At 51.0% G+C, this 21,688-nt stretch carries 22 protein-coding genes and 1 pseudogene; 12 read left to right on the forward strand and 11 right to left on the reverse strand.

Features of this window, described 5'->3' with window-relative positions; all coding sequences use genetic code 11:
* The first annotated feature begins 1 nt into the window (after position 1).
* The 3 genes from MIH18_RS19170 to MIH18_RS19180 all read left to right on the forward strand — a co-directional run bounded on the left by MIH18_RS19170 (position 2) and on the right by MIH18_RS19180 (position 3,169).
* Complete coding sequence (locus MIH18_RS19170; protein WP_249005717.1) at positions 2 to 1,528, forward strand: tripartite tricarboxylate transporter permease; 1,527 nt, start codon at positions 2 to 4, stop codon at positions 1,526 to 1,528.
* A 118-nt stretch (positions 1,529 to 1,646) separates the two neighbouring features.
* The gene (locus MIH18_RS19175; protein WP_249005716.1) at positions 1,647 to 2,483 is read left to right on the forward strand and encodes a sulfite exporter TauE/SafE family protein; all 837 of its coding nucleotides are present in this window, start codon (positions 1,647 to 1,649) and stop codon (positions 2,481 to 2,483) included.
* Between the two features lie 56 nt (positions 2,484 to 2,539).
* Complete coding sequence (locus MIH18_RS19180; protein WP_249005715.1) at positions 2,540 to 3,169, forward strand: LysE family translocator; 630 nt, start codon at positions 2,540 to 2,542, stop codon at positions 3,167 to 3,169.
* A gap of 46 nt (positions 3,170 to 3,215) precedes the next feature.
* On the opposite strand, the gene MIH18_RS19185 is transcribed toward MIH18_RS19180, so the two are convergent.
* Together MIH18_RS19185 and MIH18_RS19190 are read right to left on the reverse strand one after the other, a co-directional pair.
* Complete coding sequence (locus tag MIH18_RS19185; RefSeq protein WP_249005714.1) at positions 3,216 to 3,914, reverse strand: lytic transglycosylase domain-containing protein; 699 nt, start codon at positions 3,912 to 3,914, stop codon at positions 3,216 to 3,218.
* A 36-nt stretch (positions 3,915 to 3,950) separates the two neighbouring features.
* Positions 3,951 to 4,658: a pseudouridine synthase gene (locus MIH18_RS19190; protein ID WP_249013269.1), complete on the reverse strand. Its 708-nt coding sequence runs from the start codon at positions 4,656 to 4,658 to the stop codon at positions 3,951 to 3,953.
* Between the two features lie 68 nt (positions 4,659 to 4,726).
* On the opposite strand from MIH18_RS19190, the gene MIH18_RS19195 reads away from it, so the two are divergent.
* Both MIH18_RS19195 and rarD read left to right on the forward strand, forming a co-directional pair.
* Positions 4,727 to 4,966 carry a TIGR02647 family protein gene (locus tag MIH18_RS19195; protein WP_249005712.1) on the forward strand — a complete coding sequence of 80 codons (240 nt, stop codon included), beginning with the start codon at positions 4,727 to 4,729 and terminating at the stop codon, positions 4,964 to 4,966.
* Between the two features lie 114 nt (positions 4,967 to 5,080).
* Entirely contained in the window at positions 5,081 to 5,962 is an 882-nt protein-coding gene (gene rarD, locus MIH18_RS19200; protein ID WP_249005711.1) for an EamA family transporter RarD, read from the forward strand.
* 240 nt (positions 5,963 to 6,202) lie between these two features.
* Here the strand turns inward: rarD and MIH18_RS19205 are convergent, their stop codons facing one another.
* The 5 genes and pseudogenes from MIH18_RS19205 to MIH18_RS19225 all read right to left on the reverse strand — a co-directional run.
* Positions 6,203 to 6,379, reverse strand: a complete 177-nt coding sequence (locus MIH18_RS19205) for a DUF1328 domain-containing protein (RefSeq protein ID WP_249009026.1) — start codon at positions 6,377 to 6,379, stop codon at positions 6,203 to 6,205.
* Positions 6,380 to 6,786: 407 nt separating this feature from the next.
* Positions 6,787 to 8,529 carry an EAL domain-containing protein gene (locus MIH18_RS19210; protein ID WP_249013270.1) on the reverse strand — a complete coding sequence of 581 codons (1,743 nt, stop codon included), beginning with the start codon at positions 8,527 to 8,529 and terminating at the stop codon, positions 6,787 to 6,789.
* An 11-nt stretch (positions 8,530 to 8,540) separates the two neighbouring features.
* Entirely contained in the window at positions 8,541 to 10,019 is a 1,479-nt protein-coding gene (locus MIH18_RS19215; RefSeq protein WP_249005709.1) for an ATPase domain-containing protein, read from the reverse strand.
* Positions 10,016 to 10,423 (reverse strand): hypothetical protein, encoded by a 408-nt coding sequence (locus MIH18_RS19220; RefSeq protein ID WP_249005708.1) that lies wholly within the window; start codon positions 10,421 to 10,423, stop codon positions 10,016 to 10,018. Before MIH18_RS19220 ends, MIH18_RS19215 begins: the two co-directional genes overlap by 4 nt.
* Before the next feature lie 402 nt (positions 10,424 to 10,825).
* Positions 10,826 to 12,160, reverse strand: a pseudogene (locus MIH18_RS19225) (catalase); the annotation flags it as partial.
* Between the two features lie 464 nt (positions 12,161 to 12,624).
* Between MIH18_RS19225 and MIH18_RS19230 the strand changes: the two are divergent.
* Entirely contained in the window at positions 12,625 to 13,731 is a 1,107-nt protein-coding gene (locus MIH18_RS19230) for a sigma-54 dependent transcriptional regulator (protein ID WP_249005707.1), read from the forward strand.
* Between the two features lie 94 nt (positions 13,732 to 13,825).
* Here MIH18_RS19230 and MIH18_RS19235 read toward each other — a convergent pair whose 3' ends face one another.
* Complete coding sequence (locus tag MIH18_RS19235) at positions 13,826 to 14,227, reverse strand: PRC-barrel domain-containing protein (RefSeq protein WP_249005706.1); 402 nt, start codon at positions 14,225 to 14,227, stop codon at positions 13,826 to 13,828.
* 519 nt (positions 14,228 to 14,746) lie between these two features.
* Between MIH18_RS19235 and MIH18_RS19240 the strand changes: the two genes are divergently transcribed.
* Both MIH18_RS19240 and MIH18_RS19245 read left to right on the forward strand, forming a co-directional pair.
* Complete coding sequence (locus MIH18_RS19240; protein WP_249005705.1) at positions 14,747 to 15,790, forward strand: hypothetical protein; 1,044 nt, start codon at positions 14,747 to 14,749, stop codon at positions 15,788 to 15,790.
* A complete protein-coding gene (locus tag MIH18_RS19245; RefSeq protein WP_249009025.1) occupies positions 15,765 to 16,196 on the forward strand; it encodes a hypothetical protein in 432 nt (143 codons plus the stop codon). The genes MIH18_RS19240 and MIH18_RS19245 overlap by 26 nt, the downstream gene beginning before the upstream one ends.
* 70 nt (positions 16,197 to 16,266) lie before the next feature.
* Here the strand turns inward: MIH18_RS19245 and MIH18_RS19250 are convergent, their stop codons facing one another.
* Entirely contained in the window at positions 16,267 to 16,653 is a 387-nt protein-coding gene (locus MIH18_RS19250) for a hypothetical protein (RefSeq protein ID WP_249005704.1), read from the reverse strand.
* An 849-nt stretch (positions 16,654 to 17,502) separates the two neighbouring features.
* On the opposite strand from MIH18_RS19250, the gene MIH18_RS19255 reads away from it, so the two are divergent.
* Together MIH18_RS19255 and MIH18_RS19260 are read left to right on the forward strand one after the other, a co-directional pair.
* Positions 17,503 to 17,793 (forward strand): hypothetical protein, encoded by a 291-nt coding sequence (locus MIH18_RS19255; RefSeq protein WP_249005703.1) that lies wholly within the window; start codon positions 17,503 to 17,505, stop codon positions 17,791 to 17,793.
* Positions 17,790 to 18,263: a phage holin family protein gene (locus MIH18_RS19260; protein WP_249005702.1), complete on the forward strand. Its 474-nt coding sequence runs from the start codon at positions 17,790 to 17,792 to the stop codon at positions 18,261 to 18,263. Before MIH18_RS19255 ends, MIH18_RS19260 begins: the two co-directional genes overlap by 4 nt.
* 736 nt (positions 18,264 to 18,999) lie before the next feature.
* Here the strand turns inward: MIH18_RS19260 and MIH18_RS19265 are convergent.
* Positions 19,000 to 19,194: a hypothetical protein gene (locus tag MIH18_RS19265; protein WP_249005701.1), complete on the reverse strand. Its 195-nt coding sequence runs from the start codon at positions 19,192 to 19,194 to the stop codon at positions 19,000 to 19,002.
* Between the two features lie 136 nt (positions 19,195 to 19,330).
* Here MIH18_RS19265 and MIH18_RS19270 point away from each other — a divergent pair, with 136 nt between their 5' ends.
* Positions 19,331 to 20,230, forward strand: a complete 900-nt coding sequence (locus tag MIH18_RS19270) for a LysR family transcriptional regulator (RefSeq protein ID WP_249013271.1) — start codon at positions 19,331 to 19,333, stop codon at positions 20,228 to 20,230.
* Positions 20,231 to 20,358: 128 nt separating this feature from the next.
* Positions 20,359 to 21,216, forward strand: coding sequence for a DUF2059 domain-containing protein (locus tag MIH18_RS19275; RefSeq protein WP_249013272.1), 858 nt, complete (start codon positions 20,359 to 20,361; stop codon positions 21,214 to 21,216).
* A 69-nt stretch (positions 21,217 to 21,285) separates the two neighbouring features.
* Here MIH18_RS19275 and MIH18_RS19280 read toward each other — a convergent pair whose 3' ends face one another.
* Positions 21,286 to 21,564, reverse strand: a complete 279-nt coding sequence (locus tag MIH18_RS19280; RefSeq protein WP_249005698.1) for a peptidylprolyl isomerase — start codon at positions 21,562 to 21,564, stop codon at positions 21,286 to 21,288.
* Positions 21,565 to 21,688: the final 124 nt, after the last annotated feature.

The following is a 21,688-nucleotide window of genomic DNA, read 5'->3' on the forward strand; positions in this document are numbered from 1 at the left end:
CATGGAAACTATGGGCTTTCTGATGGACGGGTTTGCGGTGGCGCTAACGCCGTACAACCTGATGTTTGCGTTATTCGGGGCCTTTGTGGGCACTCTGATTGGCTGCTTGCCAGGCTTGGGCCCGGCTAACGGCGTTGCCATTCTTATTCCGCTGGCCTTCACCTTGGGGCTGCCGCCGGAAACGGCGATGATTCTGCTGACCTCGGTGTACGCCGGCGCTATGTACGGCGGGCGAATTTCGTCCATTCTGCTAAATATACCGGGCGACGAGCCGGCCATGATGACCTGCCTGGACGGTTATCCCATGGCGCAACAAGGCCGTGCGGCAGATGCTTTGGCCATTTCAGCGATTGCGTCCTTCGCGGGGAGTCTGATCGGCACGATAGGGCTTATTATATTGGCGCCGGTGCTGGCGCGATTCGCACTGACCTTCGGGCCGGTGGAATACTTCGCCCTGTTTTTGCTGGCATTCGCCACTCTTGGCGGTATAACCGGCAAAAATCCGATGAAAACGGTGATCGCAGCAGCGCTTGGCATCATGATTTCTACCGTGGGTATCGACATATCCACCGGCACCCAGCGTTATACCGCCGGTGTGCTGGAGCTGTATGAAGGTATCGACTTTATATTGGCGATTGTTGGGCTGTTCGCCATATCCGAGCTGTTGTTTTTTGTTGAAGCACGAATGGGCAAAGGCCGCAGTAAAGTGAAGGTGGGGAAACTGACGCTGAGTTTCAAAGAAATTGTGTCGACCATTCCTACCCAACTGCGCGGTGGTGTGCTGGGCTTTATTGCGGGCGTGTTGCCGGGTGCCGGGGCGTCTTTGGGCAGCTTCATCAGCTACACTTTGGAAAAAGCAGTGATCGGCAAAAAAGGCCGCTTTGGCGAAGGTGACATCCGGGGTGTAGTGGCGCCGGAAGCGGGCAATAACGGTGCGGCATCGGGCGCTTTGGTACCCATGCTGACCCTGGGGGTGCCGGGCAGTGGCACTACAGCGGTGTTGCTGGCCATGCTGATTTCCCTGAATATCACGCCGGGGCCGTTAATGTTCACCCAGAACGCTGATATTGTGTGGGGGGTGATTGCTGCGCTGTTGATTGGCAACGTATTGCTGCTGATACTGAACATTCCGATGATTGGAGTGTTTGTGCGGCTACTGTCGGTGCCGCCGATGTACCTGCTGCCGATTGTGACTATGGTGGCATTTGTGGGTATATATTCCATCAGTCATAGCACCTTCGACCTGTATTTCATGATTGTATTTGGAGTTGGCGGGTTTATTCTGCGCAAGCTGGAAATTCCCATGGTGCCCATTATTCTAGGCCTGCTGCTGGGGCCAGAAATGGAAAAGAACCTGGGTCACGCGTTGATATTGTCTGACGGAGACTGGATGACGCTCTGGTCTAGCCCTTTGGCTATTGGTTTGTGGCTGGTCGCGGGTTTGGGCCTGGTGCTGCCAACGCTGGTTGGGCCAATACTGCGCCGGCGCATGCGTTCAGCTATCAAGGAGGGCCCGGTGAGCGATTAAACGCTCCGGTAAGTCGCCACGGCGGATAAATTACGCATGTTGCACCGGGCTTTGCCCGGTGTTTTTTATTGAAAAACCGTTACACTCGAACACGTTTATTCTAACCGCTCAGGATGTTATGTCAGATCTTTCCCTAATTCAGTACGGTTTGATTGCGCTGATCTTCATTTGGAGCGGTTTTGTACGCTCTGGCTTGGGCTTCGGTGGGGCCGTATTGTCGTTGCCGTTTTTGCTGCTGGTGAAAGACGCCCCGCTGGTCTTTTTGCCGATCATAGCCGTTCACTTGCTGGTGTTTTCATCACTCACTATTTGGATGAACAACCGCCGCAGTCAAAGCCAGAAAGGTGGTAATAACAGTCAGACATTAACCGGCTTTGGCCCGGATGCAGCCGCAACAGCCCCGGAAAGCAAGGTAGAAAGCACGGTGGATTGGCCTTACCTGTGGCGTATGCTCCGCATTATGATAGTACCCAAACTGATTGGCGTGTTTGGACTGTTTACGCTGCCAGCGAATGTGCTTAGCTCGATCATATTTGTGATTGTTGCGATTTATTCGGTGTCTTATGTCCTCAACCGGCCTTTTCGCAGCAACAGCAAAGCGGTGGACGTGGGCTTGCTGATGGCCGGTGGTTACATCAGCGGTACCTCGCTGATTGGTGCACCATTGATTATTGCGGTGGCGGCGCAGCATCTGCCCCGGGAAAAGCTGCGCGACACCTTGTTTGGTCTCTGGTTTATTCTGGTGCTGATCAAACTGGCTGCGTTTATCTGGGTTGGGCTGGATCTGCAGCTGATTCACCATCTGTGGCTGTTGCCCTGCGCCGCCATTGGTCATGTAATAGGGCTGCGTTTTCACGACCGTATTTTGAAAGCCGAAACGCCGGTGTTTTTCCGCCTGCTGGGAGTTGTGCTGTTCATCGTTAGCAGTGTGGGTATTGTCAGCGTGCTGCTATAGCGGCGCTACGCCGGAAAATTTATGCGCAGCGTCGCTGCAAACGTTTAAGGATGGTTATGTCGGTTTTGAATTTGGCGTTGTTGTCGGTGTTTCTGCCTACTTTTTTTGTGGTGTCTATCACTCCCGGCATGTGCATGACCCTGGCGTTGTCGCTGGGCATTACTGTGGGTGTGCGCCGGGCGCTGTGGATGATGATCGGCGAACTGCTGGGCGTTGGTATTGTGGCCATCGCGTCTGCTGTAGGCGTGGCTACATTTATGCTGGGTTATCCCACGGTGTTTGAAGTTGCCAAAGTCGCGGGCGGTGCCTATTTGATATGGCTGGGCGTACAAATGTGGCGTTCCCGCGGCAAAATGGCGATGCCGGAAGAAGGCGCGATATTGCCGAGTAGCACCCGCTGGCAGTTGGCCATGCAGGGTTTTATAACCGCCATTGCCAACCCTAAAGGTTGGGCGTTTCTGGTGGTTTTGCTGCCGCCGTTTATAGACAGCTCACTGCCAATGGCGCCGCAGCTTACGGCGCTGATACTGATTATTCTGAGCATGGAATTTTTGTGCTTGCTGCTGTATGCCAATGGCGGGCGCACCTTGCGTCGAGCTCTTCGCAGTGGTGATAAAGTTCGGCTGGCCAATCGAATTTCAGGCAGCTTGATGATGCTGGTAGGTGTTTGGTTGGCTTTGGGCTGAACGGGTTGAAAGGACTCTGGGCTTGAGCGGGCTTTGGAAAGGCGCGTTAAAGCGCGGCGTAACGGCGATACAGAATACCCACTCTTTTTACGTAAGCCCGAGTTTCTGCGTAGGGCGGAATGCCATTGTGGCGGCTAACGGCTCCCGGGCCGGCGTTGTAGGCCGCTGTGGCTAGCTTGATGTCGCCCCGAAAGCGATCCAGCATTTGCGCCAGATAATTTGCACCACCGCGAATGTTGTCTTCGGCAACCATGGCGTTAGCCACCCCCAGTTCGTGTGCAGTGGCGGGCATTAACTGCATAAGTCCTTGTGCCCCTTTGGGCGACAGCGCCGCGGGATTGAATGCCGATTCGGCGTGAATAACGGCGCGAACGAGGGCGGGATCTACATCGAACTCTTTGGCAGACGTCGCAATCTGTTCATTGTAGCGGGATGCAAACAGCGGCGTGGTGTCCCAATTCACCGTAGACGAAGGATCACAGGCGAAGCAGTGGAAGCGAATCACCGAAAACTTGGCGTTCGCCGGGCGTTCGCCACTGTAGGACACGACGCCGTATTTATCTTGATAACGGTACACCGTGGCTGCGCCATCCGACGCCAGCGGGCTGTCGCTTTTTACATTGGAAAACTCCACGCTGCCGTCGCTGTGCACAATACGCTTGATGGTGTCGCCACAGGTCGCGCCGCTGGCGAATGCCAGAAAAAGTGCGAAAAGCGGAGAGCAAAAAGTGCGGGCGTATTTCATAGCTATAAAGTATATCGCTTCAACAAGGGTTATTCCTCAAGTGTAATACCGATTCAGCCCTTCAATCTCTGAACCCGTCAGCATTCTGAAGTTGCCCTCGGCCAAATCGCTGTTTAATTGCAAGTGGCCAATCTGTTCCCGGTGTAGCGCAATGACCCGATTGCCTACGGCGTGGAACATGCGCTTCACCTGATGATAGCGGCCTTCATAAATAGTCAATTTTGCCAGTGTTGCTGCCAGCAATTCAAGCGTTGCGGGAGCTGTGGTGAGCTGCTCGTATTCGAACCAGATACCCTCAGCAAAGCGCTGCGGCGTGTCGGGCCCAATCGGGTAGGCGGTTGTTACCCGATAAACCTTGTCAATGCCCATGCCGGGCAGCGTTAATTGCCGTGACCAGGTGCCGTTGTTGGTCAGTATCATCAGGCCGGTAGTGGCGCGATCCAGCCGGCCGGCAATGTGCAGGCCTTGGCTCAAAGCGGGAGGCAGCAATTGCAGAACCGTAGGGTGCGTATCATCTTCGGTAGCGCTAAGATAACCAGCGGGCTTGTGCAGCATAATATAGCGGGCAACATGGCCCTGCTGTAAGATTTTTCCGTTGACGCTGACCACCGAAAATTCGTCCACATCGGCGTTTGCGTTACGGCAACTCAGATCGTTAACGTACACTCGGCCGGTAGCAATCAGCCAATTCGCTTTTTTGCGGCTTATATCGGGTTGGTTGCTGACAATACGGGAAAGTTTCATGGCGCTCATGGTATAGACTGTAACAACGGGCCCGAAGCCGGGCATCTGACATCATACGAGGAAATTACATGTCATTCTCTGCAAATCACCTGGCCGAGCTGAATCTTTTAACCCAGTTCCATTCGTCGTCTGCCCAGGAAGGTATCAAAGTACATCGCAATGAGGCCGCCCCGGAGCTGGTTTCGGCGGCAGAGCGCTTGTTCAGTAAAGGCCTGATTACCCGCGACGACGGCGGCTACCTGACCACATTGGGTAGCGAAGCGATCGAGCAGGCGCAAATGTTGCTCGCGATACTGACCAGTAAATAATCCGTTAAACTCTGATTGTACTGATTTCACTGATTATAGATCCTGCACTTCGGGCTGCGCCATGGGCGCAGGCCCCGGGGTTTTTTTATTGCCTGTTGCACAGCGGAGAGCCCAGTGCCCGAACAGACCAAAGGCGTATGGTATGGCGTATGCGCCTACACTATCTGGGGCTCATTCTCGCTATTTTTTGCGCTGTTTCAGGGCGTGCCGGCCCTTGAGATTCTGGTGCATCGAATTATCTGGTCCTGTGTTTTTCTAGCCATCCTGATTTCCGGGTTAAGGCGCTGGCAGCCGGTAAAAGACGCTTTTGCCCACCCGCGACAACTTTGGCGGGTGTTGGGCTGCGCGCTGCTCATAGCGCTGAACTGGGGCGTGTACATATACGCCGTTGAAACTCACCACGTGTTGCAGGCTAGCTTGGGCTATTTTCTGACGCCGCTGGTGAATGTCGCCTTGGGCATGGTGGTGTTGCGCGAACAACTGGGGCGTTGGCAGATGGCAGCGGTCGCTATCGCAGGCGTCGGCATCGCGCTCCAACTGCTGATGCTGGGTGAACTACCCTGGATTAGCCTGGTTTTGGCCTTCAGTTTTGGCGTGTACGGGCTTCTGCGCAAACAGGTCCAGTTAGACGGTTTGTCCGGTTTATTTGTGGAAACCCTTTTGCTACTGCCCTTGGGTTTAATGACCTTTGGCTGGCTGACGACGTCGGGCGCTTCGAACTTTACCCGAGGGTTGCCCACAGGCAGCTTGTTGATGGCCAGCGGTGTGTTAACGGCTATTCCCCTGCTGTTGTTCGCCGGCGCCGCGCGACGCCTGAGATTAGCGACTGTTGGCTTTCTGATGTACATAAACCCGACGTTACAGTTTGTGATCGCCCTGTTGGTTTTTAATGAGCCCCTGAGCCCTATTCAGTTAACAAGCTTTATGGTGATCTGGTTGGCGCTGATTGTGTACAGTATTTCCTCGTGGCAGGGAAGGGTGCGAAGGGCAGTATGAGCCTTCGCTTGATTCGCCGATGGTAACTCCCTAAGGAGCATCCGATGACGTACTGGTTGATTGTCCGGGGCGCAACGTTACACGTGAACGTGGCTTTCACGCTTGTGCGCGCTGCGACGGGGGGTACGCGTCCATCGGGACGCGCATTGTAAGCACCGGGGAGTTAACCCCTCCGCAATGACCATGAAAAAAATCCGCGAAGTTTTGCGCTTCGCGGGCTTTTTCATGCTGTAGAGAAAGTTATATCTTCGGGCCTTTGCCCCTCAAGGCGTTAGCAATCAGGGAGACCACCAGCAGCACAATAAATATAAAAAATAATATTTGTGCAAAACCTGCGGCTGTTCCGGCTATACCGCCAAAACCGAGTACACCCGCCACAATCGCGATCACAAGACATACCAGAGCCCAATAAAGCATCGCACTTCTCCTGTTCTTGAGTTCGCATAAAATATGGCACAGCCCCCTGACTTGCTCAAATTGCAAAAGCGTAAGATAGCGATCATGATCAGCTAACATCATGTTTAAGAAAATATTTTTATACTTATGAATTGATGATTAAAAATTTATAATTATTATTTAAAGCATTATCAATTATGTGCATTTTTAACTATCTAACAATCAGTCTTCGCTTGTTCGCCGTTACGCGCTTGTGTTTTCAGCATTATTTAAATGGAGCGGCATGAATAAATCTTCCGAGCTATGCTTCCGGTGACCCTAAAATGTGAATGAAAAAATGGAAGATTCAAAAACGGTAATAAAAAACGAACCTCGTAAAAGCCTGATCATTCTATTTGTCATGGGTATTGTCAGCATCGTGCCTGGCGTCAAAAAGCGGTTGCCATCAATACGGTGAAATCCTCGGCAGCTACAGGTCGGCTGTAATAAAAACCTTGTCCCTCGGTGCAGTGTTTAGATTGTAGAAAGGCAAGTTGTTGTTTCGTTTCAATTCCTTCAGCCACAACACGATGCTTCAAACTCTCGCCCATCGCAATGACCGCACTGATGACGATATTGTCTGTATCGTTTGAGGTGTTGTCCAAATTGTGTACGAATGACTGATCAATTTTAAGTGTGTCGAGAGGAAACCGCGCCAGGTAGCTTAGGCTGGAATAACCGGTGCCAAAATCATCAATAGCAATCCGCACGCCGAGTTTCTTGAGCGCAGAAAAGATAGCCATGACGTGCTCTGTGTCCTTCATAAGGCCGCTCTCTGTGATTTCCAGTTCCAGATGATGCGGGTCCAGACCCGTTTCATGGAGTACGGAAATAACCCCGGCAAGAAAATCCTCGCTATGGAACTCCCTGGACGACACGTTGACCGCTATGTGATCAATATCGAATCCGGCCTGCAACCATACCTGTGTCTGCCGACAGGCTTCGTGGAGAACCCACCTGCCGATCGGGAGAATCAGACCGCAATCTTCCGCAACGCTAATAAAGTGCACCGGATAGACAAGCTGGCCATTTGATTCCCGAATGCGGATAAGCGCCTCGACGCCGGTAATTGATCCGGTTTCAAGATTTACCTTGGGCTGGTAATGCAGTACAAACGTGTTCTGCTCAAGTGCGCGGTGCAGTTTCTGCTCCATGGACTGCCGCGCGAGCGAGTGGAAATCCATTTCATTTATAAATATCTGATAAGTATTGCGGCCTTTTTCTTTGGCTTGATACATAGCTGTGTCGGCTTTTCTTGCTAAGGTTTCGAGATCTTTACCATCGTCAGGGTAGATGCTAATACCAATGCTGAAGGTAACGTTGAGCTGATGACCATTAACGAGGTGTGGCAGACCCATTGCTCTAATTATTTTCTCTGCCATGACAACAGCATCTTGCAACTCTTCAACTTCGTTCAGCAGCACCACAAATTCGTCGCCTCCTTGACGGCAGACAGTATCAGAGAGACGAACGGAGGCTTGCAGACGTTTTGCAATCGACTTCAATAACTCATCACCAACCGCATGCCCGAGCGAATCGTTGATGTGTTTAAAGCGGTCCAGATCCAAAAACATCAGGGCGACCTTTTTGTTATGACGCTGCGCGAGCGCAATCGATTGCGCTACCCGATCGTCCAACAGCAAACGGTTCGGTAACCCGGTCAAGTAATCGTGACTGGCCAGCTCGTTAGCCAGTTCGGCGGACTCTTTCATCGTCTGGGCGTGAATTGCAGAGATGACCAGACGCTCGTTCGCTTCCTTCAGCAACGTCTGAGTGATCGCGCTGAGTTTGGCCTTGGACGTTGCAGCTTCTTCACGCTGATCTGCGATATATTCGCGCTGGTCTGCAATATAATCTCGCTGATCTGCGATGTCTTCGCGTTGATCTGCGTTACGTTGGCGCAACTCTGAGGCTCTTTTGCGCAGGGCAGCGCTGGCCTGGCGCAACTCGGCGGCATCTTCACGCGCCTCGACATTTGCCGCATCGGCAAGGACGGTCGGTTCGTCAGCAACGACCACGGCTCTGTGATCTGCGCGCGTTTTGAGAACCGAGCTGGAATACGCGGCGTTTTCTGCTGGATCCAACGATGGTCCAATTCCGGTTTTCCGATCTTTGCATCCCTTCTTGTTCATTTCGTCCAACCTCACTCAACGCTTTTGATCGTTTTTGTACGCGTTGGCTGCCCGCCGAGGATTCCCTCAAAGCCGGACACCGGGTCACCAATCTCGATACCTTTATCCGTAATATCGAATCGTCTGATTTCGGCGCTGTGGGAACTGCCACGCACTTTGACGACCGCCATAACGCGCTGTAGATTGCTCTCAACCTCGATGTAGCGTTGTACGATGATCGCATCGGTGAGAAATGCGGCTCCGTAGGGGCTGAAGCGCAGATCGGTATATCGGTCTTCGAGTTCTGATGTCATCAGCACCGTCACACCTAGGCCGGAGAGTACCCCAATCATGCGAAACAGCGACTCGCGGAAATCTTCGCGGAACGTGGGGGCCACTGCTAACTCGAACCCGGACAGCGAGTCGACTACCACCCTGGTTGCTTTCGTCTCCTTAATAAGGTTTGTCACGCGCTGTAAGATCTCGTCGACCGACAGGTCCAGGGCGCGGACATTAATCAGGCCGATCTGTCGGCGGTTAATCATTTCGGCGAGGGTACGGATCCAGGACTGGCTAGGCGTTTGTTCAAACGCGACAATCACCCCGTGCTCACCCAAGCGCGCGCCTTCTGCCAGAAAAGCAGTGGCAAGAATGGTTTTGCCCGACCCAGACGGCCCGGCAATTAGCAGCGAATGGCCCGACGGCAAGCCGCCGCCCAACATGTCATCGAGGCGCGGCACACCCATCGTAACCCGTTTTTTGCTGCGCAATGCCTTGGAAAATTCCCCCGCATTCTCAGGGTTATTGTGAGCAACCGTCGCCGGAAAAACATTGATCCCATCGCTGGAAATGCGGAATGCATGCTTTCCTGGCAAAGTCGCCTGACCGCGCATTTTTACAACTTGCATCTTGCGCACCATCGAATTCCGCTCGACAGACTGTTCCAGTGACAGCAGCCCGTCAGCCACCGTCAAGATCTGTTGAGAGCCGCTGTCAGACAAAAAATCTCCGATCAGAAAGGTGGTGGCTTGCCAGCCGGCCAGTTGAAGTCCAAGCTGTTGCAGAAAGCGTTGCAAGTCGATTGCATCTTCGGGTTGGTGTTCGGCTTCACGTAAAACCGAGCGGAACGAATCGACAAAGACCAACGCGGGAGAAAATGCCTCGATCTCCTGCGTAATGCGCGCCAAAACCTGATTAAAGTCGCCCGTTGCAGCATCGGCGCTCAAGTTAATGAAGTGAATTGATTCATTAACCTTATTGGAATCGAAAAAGCTGAATTGCTGCTGATAACGCAGCATCTTTAATGGCGGCTCGCCGAACGCTGTAAAAAATAGTGCAGGCCTTTCAGGAGTGGCCAAGGCAAACATAATCTGATGGCACAGCGTTGTTTTGCCAGCGCCGGGATCCCCGCTAATAAGGTTAAAAGAATACTCAGGTATGCCACCGCCCAGGATTTCATCAAGTCCCTGAACACAGGTTTTGAGCCGATGTATGGTCACTTTTTTACTCATGAAGCTGTGTCCTGTTCAGGTGTAGTGACCTGCTTAGAAAAGGGTGTCAGAGATGCGCTGAGCGAACCCAGTAAAGTATCGACTAAGGAATCACCTATCAAGGTTTCCAGTAGTTCGGTAAAGCCTGATAACAGGGCTGAACTTGCTTCTACAGCTTCATTCGTATTGCGGCCCGCCAGGCGCTCATTAAGACTCACAAGCAGGTCGCCGGTGTCTCCGTGATTTTTTTCAATTGCAAGCCACGGAAATGTTCTACTCGTGAGGTGAATCGAGCGCTTGAACAGCACGTTCACACCCACTTCGCCAATGACTGGGGACAGTATGGCGTTTACCTGGCGTAATGTTTGTGTGGTGGCTTTAGCCACTGGACCCGCATCGAGGGCACCTTCGGATTGCTGCTCCATAGCTGTGTACACGGCCTCCGGACCCGATTCTTCGTTGACATAAAACGGCTTTTGGTTACCCTAATCGCCTATGCAGCTTACGACGACGCTATTCATTATCGTAGCAGTTTTAAGGCTGGGCCCAACTTTATCTTCAGTCGGGAAATTGGCGCGGTGGGGTTAAACGCAAAATTTCAGGTTTTCGCGATTACCCCAGGCGCGCCCGGCCGCTTATTCCCTGTCCCAATAACGTAGGGCCGCACAGCTTTCGATGAACCTGATGCAGGTCTCTTCAGCATTGGTTGAATCTAACGATATACAGCCGCCATCCTGTCTGGCGCCAAAGCCGGCGCTACTCATTAGCTGTTGACCATTTTTGTCTCTTACGCCGTCGATAGTCGGCGCAATGACAGCCCGTGACTCGTCGACGTTCAGCAAGTGCACAACCACTCGCAGGCGAATGTCTTCGCGTTCAACCTTGCTGAGCTCGAACACGAAGGCCGCGGCAATGTGTTTTTGTTCAACTTCGGTCTGGCTGATGTAAAACTGACAAGCTTGACTGTAATGATCTGCAAAGCTTGGGGAGCGTTCACGAACTTTTGCACCTTCAATGTCTTCGGCATAGCTGCGAAAACCCGTGGTCGGGTTCTCACGTGGTCCTGGGTTATCTTCCCAGCTGTTGGGCTCATAATTAACACGGCCCTTGGGATTGGTCATCGCTATGTGACCGTCTTGCTGAAAGTGGTGCATGGGGCACTTGGGCGCATTAATGGGAATGTGGGTAAAGTTAGGCCCGCCCAGGCGTTTGGTCTGTGTATCCAGATAAGAAAAGTTGCGGCCCTGAAGCAGCGGGTCGTTTGAGTGATCGATACCGAGAACGATATTCTGAGTGCAAAATGCGACCTGTTCTGTCTCGGCAAAAAAGTTATCGACAGTCCGGTTCAGTACCATTTTGCCTAATGGCGTAATCGGCACCTGTTCTTCAGGGATAAGCCTGGTGGCATCCAGAATGTCGAACTCGAACGCCTCTGCAAAAGCGTCGTCGAATATTTGCACACCCAGCTCCCATTCGGGGTAGTCACCACGCTGGATCGCGTCCCACATATCGCAGCGGTGGAAATCAGGATCTGCTCCGTTTATTTTCAGAGCTTCGTTCCACACTACCGATTGCATGCCATGCTTGGGCTTCCAATGAAATTTCACAAATTTGGAGTCGCCTTCTGCGTTTATGAAGCGAAAGCCGTGCACGCCAAAACCTTCCATGAAGCGGGGTGATCTCGGTATGGCGCGGTCCGACATGGTCCACATCAGCATGTGGGTGCTTTCTGGCATCAAGCTGACAAAATCCCAGAAATTATCACGAGCTGATTGGGCTTGAGGAAAACCGCGGTCTGGCACCTCTTTTACCGCGTGTACAAGATCGGGAAATTTCATGACGTCCTGAATGAAAAACACAGGCATGTTGTTGCCCACCAGGTCCCAGTTGCCCTGTTGAGTGTAAAATTTTACGGCGAAGCCGCGTACATCTCGGGGAAGATCTGCAGAGCCTTTGTTACCCGCCACTGTGGAAAAACGTGTAAACACCGGTGTCTGTTCACCGGGACGTTGGAACACACCAGCGGCAGTCAGTTCCGATTGATTGCTGTAGTTTTCGACATAGCCATGAAAACCAACTCCGCGAGCATGAACAACCCACTCCGGAATGCGCTCATGATCAAAGTGAAAGATCTTTTCCCGCATCACATGATCTTTTAATAACCTGGCCCGCGTGAGCCTGCCGCCATAATCGGACGCAAGCTTTACTCCGTAGGTTTTCCCCGGCTTTTCTAACCGTGAGTAGGGTGCAACCAAAAGTAAAAATATGTACAGAATAAGTAGTGAATTAAGCTAAATAAATTTAATAAAAATTAGCCATTTCACACGGCGTTAGACTTTGCCTTCGTCTTTCACCGTTGTGAATTAGATGCTTAGCAAAAATATCATCGGTTAATAAAAAAAACAGGTAGCTGAAACTCACTGATTGCGAGGAAGTCAAACTATTGACATTTATTCGGCCCGGTTTAATATTTCTTGAAATTATTTTTATAACTTTTAAAACAACAGCTTGTAAATAAAATTTTAAATAAAACTAAGTTTCGATGATTATGAATTATAAAATATCGTTGCGTTAAAGCTATCGCTGATTTAACAGTCCAAATGGCGTGTGCAATGGAGAGCGAATAATGATCCCTTTTAATTCTAAAAAATTATCCCAACATGATGTAAGCAGTGACGAAATTACATCAAGAATAAAAATTGAAGACTTGTATAAACAGTCTGGATTGTCTGTTTTTGAGAATCACAAATTATTAGAAAAACTCGTCGGTCGTTCGGCGCCCATGCAGGCTATTCGGGATCAGGTTGCGCGCGTATCGCCGACGCTGGCGACTGTGCTGATAACAGGCGAAAGCGGTACGGGAAAGGAGGTAACGGCCATTACCATTCATCAACAAAGTACCCGGAATAAAGAACCATTTGTTGCAGTTAATTGCGGTGCTATGTCACCCCAGTTGATTGAAAGCGAACTCTTCGGCCATGAAAAAGGTAGCTTCACTGGTGCCTTTAGAAGCCATCGGGGGGTGTTCGAGCAGGCCCATGGTGGTACTTTGTTTTTGGATGAAATCACCGAGATGCCCATCGATCTACAAGTCAAATTACTTCGTGTTTTAGAGACCCGTCGTTTTACCCGAGTAGGGAGTGAGTTCGAACAGAAAACCGACGTGCGCATTATCGCGGCCACTAACCGTTGTCCGCAGAAAGAAGTCGACGCAGGTACGTTACGAGAAGACCTTCTTTACCGGCTTCAAATATTTCCTATTGAATTACCTCCGCTGCGCGAGCGGCATAGCGATGTTCGAGAGTTGGCATGTCTATTTTTAAGTGAACTGAATACTGCTGAGGGATCAGTGAAGACGTTTTCTGACGATGTTTTTTCTAAACTGGAATGTCACGCCTGGCCTGGCAATATCAGAGAATTGCGAAATGTTGTACAACGAGCCTACATCATGGCGGAAACCGTGATTTCACAGAAAGACTTGCCCCCAGGTCTGGGCGAACCGCTAAGCTCGGTGCGCCAAAAGGGTCGCACATTGGCCGTTCAAATTGGCACGTCAGTAGCCGAAGTCGAGAAGAATTTGATCTTCGCCACGCTGAACCAGTGCGGTGGATCCAGGTCAGAAGCTGCCTATCTTCTAGGCGTCAGTTTAAAAACGCTTTATAACCGATTGCGTAAATACGAAATCCAAAGTGCGTCTCTAATTATTGACGGTCAAAAAAATCATAATTTTTAATAAGGAATACCTTGGCCCGTAAGGGCCCGCCTTCCGTGATTTGGAACGTCGATCAGGGAAGGCGGTTGTTTAACGTATCAATCTGTCAGCGTTTTTACTCATCTACGCTTTCCATGTCCATAGGGTCGTAATCAGGCAGTGCCATGAGTTGTTTGTTCGTCATTTCTATCATGAGTTTATCGCCATCACTGTTCATGGATAGTTTACTTAACGGCACAGCTACTTCTTTAGTGTCGCCATCCAGGCCGATCACCGCCATGCGTTGCCCGTTCTTGCCTTTTACAATTTCATCTACATCACCGATCTTCTCACCATCGCTGTTGTAGATGTCGACGCCTTCCAATTCGTCAGGGTTCATAGAGTTGAGTGTATTCATTGAACTGTTTTGATCAGTCGCCGTCTTATCAGTGGATTTCATAGTGCCGTCTTCCGCTGCATATACGAAAGAGGCACTTGCCAATGTTAAGCCTGCAATGAGCGTTACGTAACGTTTCATAACTTATCCCCGATATGGTGGTTGAGGCCAATCAACGTTTTGCGTTGGCTGATAACTTAAACGCAAATTATAGGCCAATTTTTTAATACTCTTAAAAAGGTAATATAATCAAAATTTTCCGTGTTATTTGTGGCACCCAATGGTGAGTTCGGTAATCGACAACATATCTGTATCGCGCTGGTACGTATCGAATCAGTCATTTTTACAGAACAGTCGGTAAAATTTACCGAATACCGGATGACCAGTTTAAGCGACCCTATTACACGGGGGACCGTTAAATAGGGTTGTATATAGCAAGGCCACCACCACTTACGAACAACGGTTAAAAATTCGTGTTTGCAAATATCACGCCGTCATTTTGTTGTTATCTTGAATAAAGTTTAATCAACTACCGGGAATTATGCCCGCTATTCTTCACATGTAGTACGCAGATGATGAAGCAATCGCGTAACACCCATAGCCGCTGGACTCGATGCAATACGGACTAGCGCTTAAGTTTGCCACACTGGAGAGAATCGTATGGCTACTACTGAAAACTATCGGACCTCATCAACCGTAGCTGGAGCAAGAACGGTCCAGCGAGTTTCTTGGGGCGCAATTATTGCAGGCGCAGTTATTGCGATTGCCCTTATGACTTTGTTTACGCTTTTTGGCGTCGGAATTGGCGCAGCGATAATTGACCCGCAATATGATCAGAATCCAGGCGACGGCATGTCAATTACCGCAATGATTTACCTGATTATAACGCAGTTGGTTGCTTTGGGTGCCGGCGGTTTTGTTGCGGCCAGAATGGCGGGTATACCGCGTACGATATCGTCGCTGTTACACGGTGCGTCAGTATGGGCCGTCACTACGGTTTTTATGGCCTGGGCTTCGGTTGTGGGCGTCGGAGCCATGTTTGGGGCGGCGGGGTCACTGTTGAGTGGAACGGCCAGTTCTGTGGCGTCGGTGGGTGAGGCGATGATACCGGATAATATTTCATTGCCTGACCCATCCAGACTGGCAAATCAGCTATCAATAGACGATTTACCCGATGAGCTCCAAACAATGTTGCGCGACAACGGCATTACTGAGGAAGATCTACGTTCTGAGGCAAAAGCGGCGTTCCGCGATGTATTTAGCGAGCGTGAACAAGAGGCGGCTATGGCTAAAGCAAAAGCGACTATTCGAGATATGGTGACCTCACCGCAAGACATAAGTGAGGATCTCGATGCTTTTGCGAACGACATGCTGGAAGGCCCAGATGCCATCATTTCGGAACAAGACAGGCAGCAAGCGCTTACCGCGATGGAACAGCGTCTTGGGATAACGCCGGAAGAAGCTGAACAGATAGTTGTATCGATTGAGAACAGCATTGACGAAACGATGGCGGATTTGCGCGAAACGATCAATACCGCGCAGGCCAAAGCCATTGAGGCTGCGCAGAACCTGAGCGAAGCGATCTCGTCAATTGCTTTGTTACTAACGCTTGCATCGCTGTTGGGCCTTATTGCTGCCTGCGGGGGCGCGTTCGGCGGCCGGCCGGACAGCTTGATTGGTGACCGCCTGGATAATCGTTTGTAAGCCACTAAAAAGACTTCCTTTTTACAACCCGACTGGTTCTTTGGAGAAAATGATGAGCAATAAGAGTCGTATATCTTTGATTGTTCCGGCTACACCCGCCGCAATTTCCGATGTGTGGAAGCTAAGCCAGATGGCGACGGAATTTTGGTCTTCTGCCTTTTCGACGATCAACTCTCGAGTGTTGCTGTGGGAGACGAAATCGCCTCTTGACCCAACCATGATGCAAGAAAATCAACGAATGGTGAATGAAAAGCGTGCTGCTAGCTGGGAGGTTGGCTTGGAAGTTCAGAAGGCCTGGTTGAACATGTTGTCTGGAGGACAAACGCCCTGGTGGACAACGGGCCAGCGTACCTTGAAACCTCTTCATCAACGCACAACGGCGAATGCAAAACGCCTGTCGAAATAAATCTTCCGGTAAGGGCCTTGGTGATTACCTTGGCCTTTATCTCAGCCCAACAGATAGTATCGGGACGTACCTAGTTGAATTTCTGAAGAAATTCGGGGTGCTCTTCAAGATAGTCACCAAGCTCTTCTAAATCGCGCTCTGCGTGGCATTGGCGAATATAAAGAGTGAGTTCTGCAATACGGCGAGCATTGTCTCTCTCAAAGGCGTAGGGCCGTGGGCCAAGCGTGCGACCAAAACGATCAAGGATTTCCGTGCAGCCACGCTCAATTTGGTGCCGCACCATTAGCGCAACCGGGAATAATTGTCCTGACCTATTAGTAGGGTCGGCGTCGATTTGCTCTGCGCCCCACCGAAGCATTAACTGCATGCTGCATACCAAGGCCGTCATGGCTCCCAGGTGGGCTTTTGCGTGGCCACCCTTAAGAGTTCTTTGACGCAATGAACTTACCAGAGCCATTGCCCCGCCAGTCCAGCATGCTGCGTATTCCAGACCAAGGTTGCCACTGATTCCAGACGAAGCCTGCTACCCATTCCACGGGAAAGCTGCCACTGATTCAACATCAAATTCTGTCCCCGGCCCATTGAACGAATAGTTTTTGTGACGAGTGCGGATCAACGTCGTACCGTCCGAACATGTATCGATACGATATACAAAGCAATGCTACATACTATTATAAGCCTCAGACGTTATAAAGCCGGAGCAGCCTCTTCAGAACTATAGATTAGATGTAGTGATGCGGCCCTTACAAAAATTTAAGGGTAGTTCTGTTAACAGGTATCTCTACTATTCGAACTTTATGCCTATACTAAAAATGCCAGTGAAGATGTTGGTTTTAATATTACCGAATTAACCACTAGGTAAAGGAGAGAAATATGGAAAATACAAATTCTGGCGGTGCTCATTTGTGCGCGCATGAGGGCTGTGATTGCAATGTTGCCAATGAAAAAGAACCTGTAAAAACTGCGGAAGGGATATTTTGCAGTAAAGGATGCTCGGAAGGGAAAGGTTGCAACCACTCTGGGTGTAACTGCGATTCTCATTAGTTGCTGATAGCCGTTGTTAACCCACAGTAATTTAAAACTGGTTAAAGGGTCGTTAAAGGTTGCGACCTTTTATACACGCTACCGGCAGGCTCTCTGCGACCGATGTGTGAGGAATCTCCGTAAAGCCTGAGATCCAAAACTCAAATCTTATAGATGTGCGGAAGGCCAGGTCAACTAAGATTAACTGAGTGATTCGTTGATCCATCGCCTTGGGATCACAAGTCGGACTTAAACAAGGCTTGCGCGAAGGCGTGTTAATGCCATGAGTGATTATACGTCGAAATCGCCGTTGTCTTCTTCGACGAGTACTAAGGCAATGAAAGAAACGTTGAAAAAAGATGCCAGACAGCTCAGAGAGCAATCATTGAGTTTTGCAGCGGATCCACAGAAGAAAAGTGCGTCCGACCTCGCTCATGATGCACAACAGCTGGCGAAGGAAAATCCGACAGGATTTTTACTAGGTTCTATTGCCCTGAGGTTTGGTCTTTCTCGATTCGCTAAGGCGTCGACAACAGCCTCATCTTCGGTTCCACTTACGAGGACCCCGTTATGAATGAATTCCCTAAAAATTCATCTGCTCATGTTGGACATGAACCTCTTTTCACCAGAGACCCCCTCGGCGCAGCGCCGAGCGTCAGCGCTCCGGCGGGGGAGACTGTTTCGACGCTCATCAAACAGTTGGCGAGTGATGTATCGGTATTGCTCAGCTCTGAGGTCGCTTTAGCGAAGGCAGAGTTGAGAGAGGCGGCGACAGAGGCGCAAGCAGGCATTGCCGGAATGGCGGGTGGCGCGGCTTTGGCGAACGCTGGCTTGATAACGTTGGTGCTTGGTCTGGTGTTGTTGCTCGCCACTCAGATCACCGTTTGGCTGTCCGCATTTATTGTGGGTGGTGTCGTATTGGTCGTGGGCGTAATGATGCTTAAAGCCGGGCAAGCGAAGATTAAACCGAAGCCGTTCACGCCGAATCGTACGGTGAACGCGATGAAAATTGACGCAGAAACGGCCACAAGGAAAGTGTCATGAACAATACGCAGCAAAGATGCTGACCAGTTAGAACGCCAGGTTAATGATGCGCGCGCTAACCTCTCGCAAACTGTGGATGCGCTTGGTGAGTAACTTTCGCCCGGCCAATTGCTTGACCAAATGTCCAGTTTAACAAAGGGGCAGGGAGGGGAACTCGCAAGTAACCTTGGCCGGGCCTGGGGCTTCCCAACAGTTGCCTGGTTGGAACCTAGCGTTACATCGCAGTATGCCGACATCTGAATCGGTTGGTGCAAAAGGCTAAGAAAACTGAGGGGGCAATAAAACAATAGAGTGTGGCGCAACTGACGCCCGAGTTGCGTTCGTAGGGCGTCAGGTGACATTGTGTGTCAGTGGCGGTCGGGACAGCGTTGTTATTTACCCGAAGTACCGGAGAGGATGGCCACGCTGCGATAGGTGATGCGATTGGCCCGACGAACTCGGGCCTTTAACTCATCAAACCAAAATAACTGGACAGAAAAAACGCGATTGAGCCAATCATTATGAAAGACCAAACGGCCGTGGTGTAAGGCGCTCTGCGTGAAAGTCTCATGGCGAATTCTCCTTTTTTTATAATTGAGCGCAGCAATTTACTTCAATATTCACTATAGCTTATGGCGAGCGAATGGCAATAGTGAGCGTTTTTTAACCGGTGGGTTACTGATTAATACGGTTCATCCACAAAAAAACGCCGGGAGCTTAGTGCTTGCCGGCGTTTTTTTGTGGGCTCTGAGTTGGCTCAGTGGCCGCCCTGCACCTGGGCTATGTCGGTAGCAACAGCCACCGCTCTTCTATTCCAAGTGCGGAATTTGCGTACGATCACCTGAACCATGTAACGGCTGGCCTCACGGGTATATTGGCTCCGAACAGCTCCACTGTTATGCAGGATAGACGACGGTAGCTGGTGAACGTTTGCGATAGGCTTCATGGCCATAACGCCTTCCTCCTTTAAGAATGTGTTTAACAGTGAATTTCGGGTGTTTACCGAATATATAGTTAACTATATAGATTCATATTCGCAGTATAAATACGTTATAATCCCTATCCACGTTGCAAATATGCAGTGATCTATGGATTGGGATTATCTACGATATGTACGCGCTTTGGCAATAGGTGGAACGCTCGCCAAAGCCGGAGAAATACTGGGTGTGCACCAAACCACGGTGTTGCGTCGGCTTGACCATATGGAGGAAGCCCTGGCAGTTCGGTTGTTCGAGCGCAGCCGCGAAGGTTTGAAGTTGACGGCCGCCGGAGAAATGGCTTTTTACGAGGCTGATAAACTAGCGGCGGAAATAGAAAACCTGGAGCGTAAATTACGCCAGGAAACAACCGCGCTTGAGGGCAAGATACGCATCGCCACCCCGGACACGCTGATGGCTGAGCTGTTAGCGCCGATTCTGACGAGCCTGCTTATAAAGTACCCAGACATCGAACTGGAAGTTCTGACCGACAACGACGTCAGCAATTTAAGCCATCGCGAAGCCGATTTGACCCTGCGCCCGGAAAACAAACCTCAGGCGACATGGGAAGGTGAGCGCATTGCAGCGATGGAATATGCGGTGTATGCCACCCCCGGATACTGTCGTCGCCACCGTGGTTTTGATATTGATGAGCGGCCGGAACAACTGCGCTGGATTATTCCGGATGAAACCTTCAGTTTACTGGCGACTGGACGTTGGTATCGTCGCCATCTGAAAAACGTGACCTCGGTGATTCGTTGTAATAGCTTGCAGGCAATGGTGGCGCTGGCCCGCAGCGGTGCAGGGGTGGCTGTATTGCCCTGCTATCTGGGCGAAGACGCTCGTGAATTGCGGCGCCTGTCGGAGCCACTGGAAGGCGAAAGTGTGGATTTATGGCTGCATGTAAATCAAGACACTCTACAAATGGCTCGGGTGCGGCTGGTGATGGCTTTTGTGGTATCTCGTTTGCGGGCTCTTGAGGCTAGCCTGGAGTTCAGCACCACGTATTAATGCTCCTTGCGGTGTGCCGCACAGCGATCAACCCTACCAAACTGTCATCCGCTCGCGCAGGGATTTACTTGCCGCGTGGGCGTTGGCCGTGTCATAAACAGCCCTCATTATCTTTGGATGGCGGCATTATGATGGGCGGTAACAAAATCTGTGTTTTTTTGATGTCGGCGGCACTGCTGGGTAGCCCTATGCTTGCTGCCGCAACGTCACCTACTGCAAAGCAGCAGCAGACGGTGGACGCCAGGCAGGTGCTCAGAGCCTCGCCAATGGACGAAATTATTGCCCAGTACCCGGCGATGATGAGCCAAGGCATACGCGATGGCCTGAAGCAGACCGGCCAGGTTCCACCGATGATCGCTGACGCCGTTGGTTATGCGGTTAGCAACGGTTTTAATCCGCAGAAAATAGAACAGCAGGTGGCCGCCCGGCTGCAGGCGGAGTTGAGCAATGGGCAGTTGCAAGCCGTGGCGGACTGGTACAACACGCCCGTCGCCCAGAAAATTTCAAGAATGGAAGTTGCCGCATCGGCACCAGCGGTGTGGCCGCAAATCAGCGCGCAGGCCGACCAACTGGCCCAAAGGTTTGGCAATACCGACCGCGCCAAGAGTTTCGTGCGTTTTGACCGCGCTTCGCGCGCAACCCAAAGCGCTGTTGATACCACCATTGCGGTGCAGCTTGGGTTAGCGTCTACCATGGCAGCATTCAGCAGCGATTCGGTGAACTTCGAAACTCTTCAAAAGCGTATAGAAAGCCAGCGTCCGGTTTTGAAAGGGGTAGTGGAGCAGCAGGTGTTTAACAGTTACCTGTATGCCTACCAGGATATCAGTGGTGCGGAAATGGAGCAGTATCTCAGGTTTCTGGAAAGCGATGCCGGTGCGGCTTTTACCCGCGTGGTGTCCAGTGGTGTGAAACAAGCGATTATTGAGCCAGTAGAGAGTATTGGCGAGCAGTTGGGCCAGTTTTTGGCACCTCAGGCCACTAAATAGTCGTTATACAAGAGAGTCATTTTGTACTAATCGCCCGGCGATCCATGAGCGATTCGCCGGGCGAACAAATCAGCTGCGGCCGGTCACTTCTAGCAGGTGATAGCCAAACTGGGTTTTAACCGGGCCTTGTACGGTGTTTAGGTCAGCGCTAAAAACCACGGTGTCGAATTCCGGAACCATCTGGCCGGGGCCGAAGGAACCCAGGTCGCCGCCGTTGCGGCCAGATGGGCAAGACGAGTGCTTCTTGGCGACTTCGGCAAAATCCTGCCCGCCTTCGATGTCTTTTTTCAGTTCTTCACACTTTGCTTCGGTGTCTACCAGAATGTGACGCGCTGTTGCTTGTGCCATGTTTCGTTTCCTCAAGTGATTTTATGTGTCTAAAGACGACTGGCGAATGCTGCCCGCCATGGCGGGCTCTGGCAAGAACTTTTTGTCAGTGTTAATGCTGGCTGACCATTTTGTGCGCAATCCT

It is taken from the genome of Marinobacter sp. M3C (genome assembly GCF_023311895.1).
Taxonomy (GTDB): domain Bacteria; phylum Pseudomonadota; class Gammaproteobacteria; order Pseudomonadales; family Oleiphilaceae; genus Marinobacter.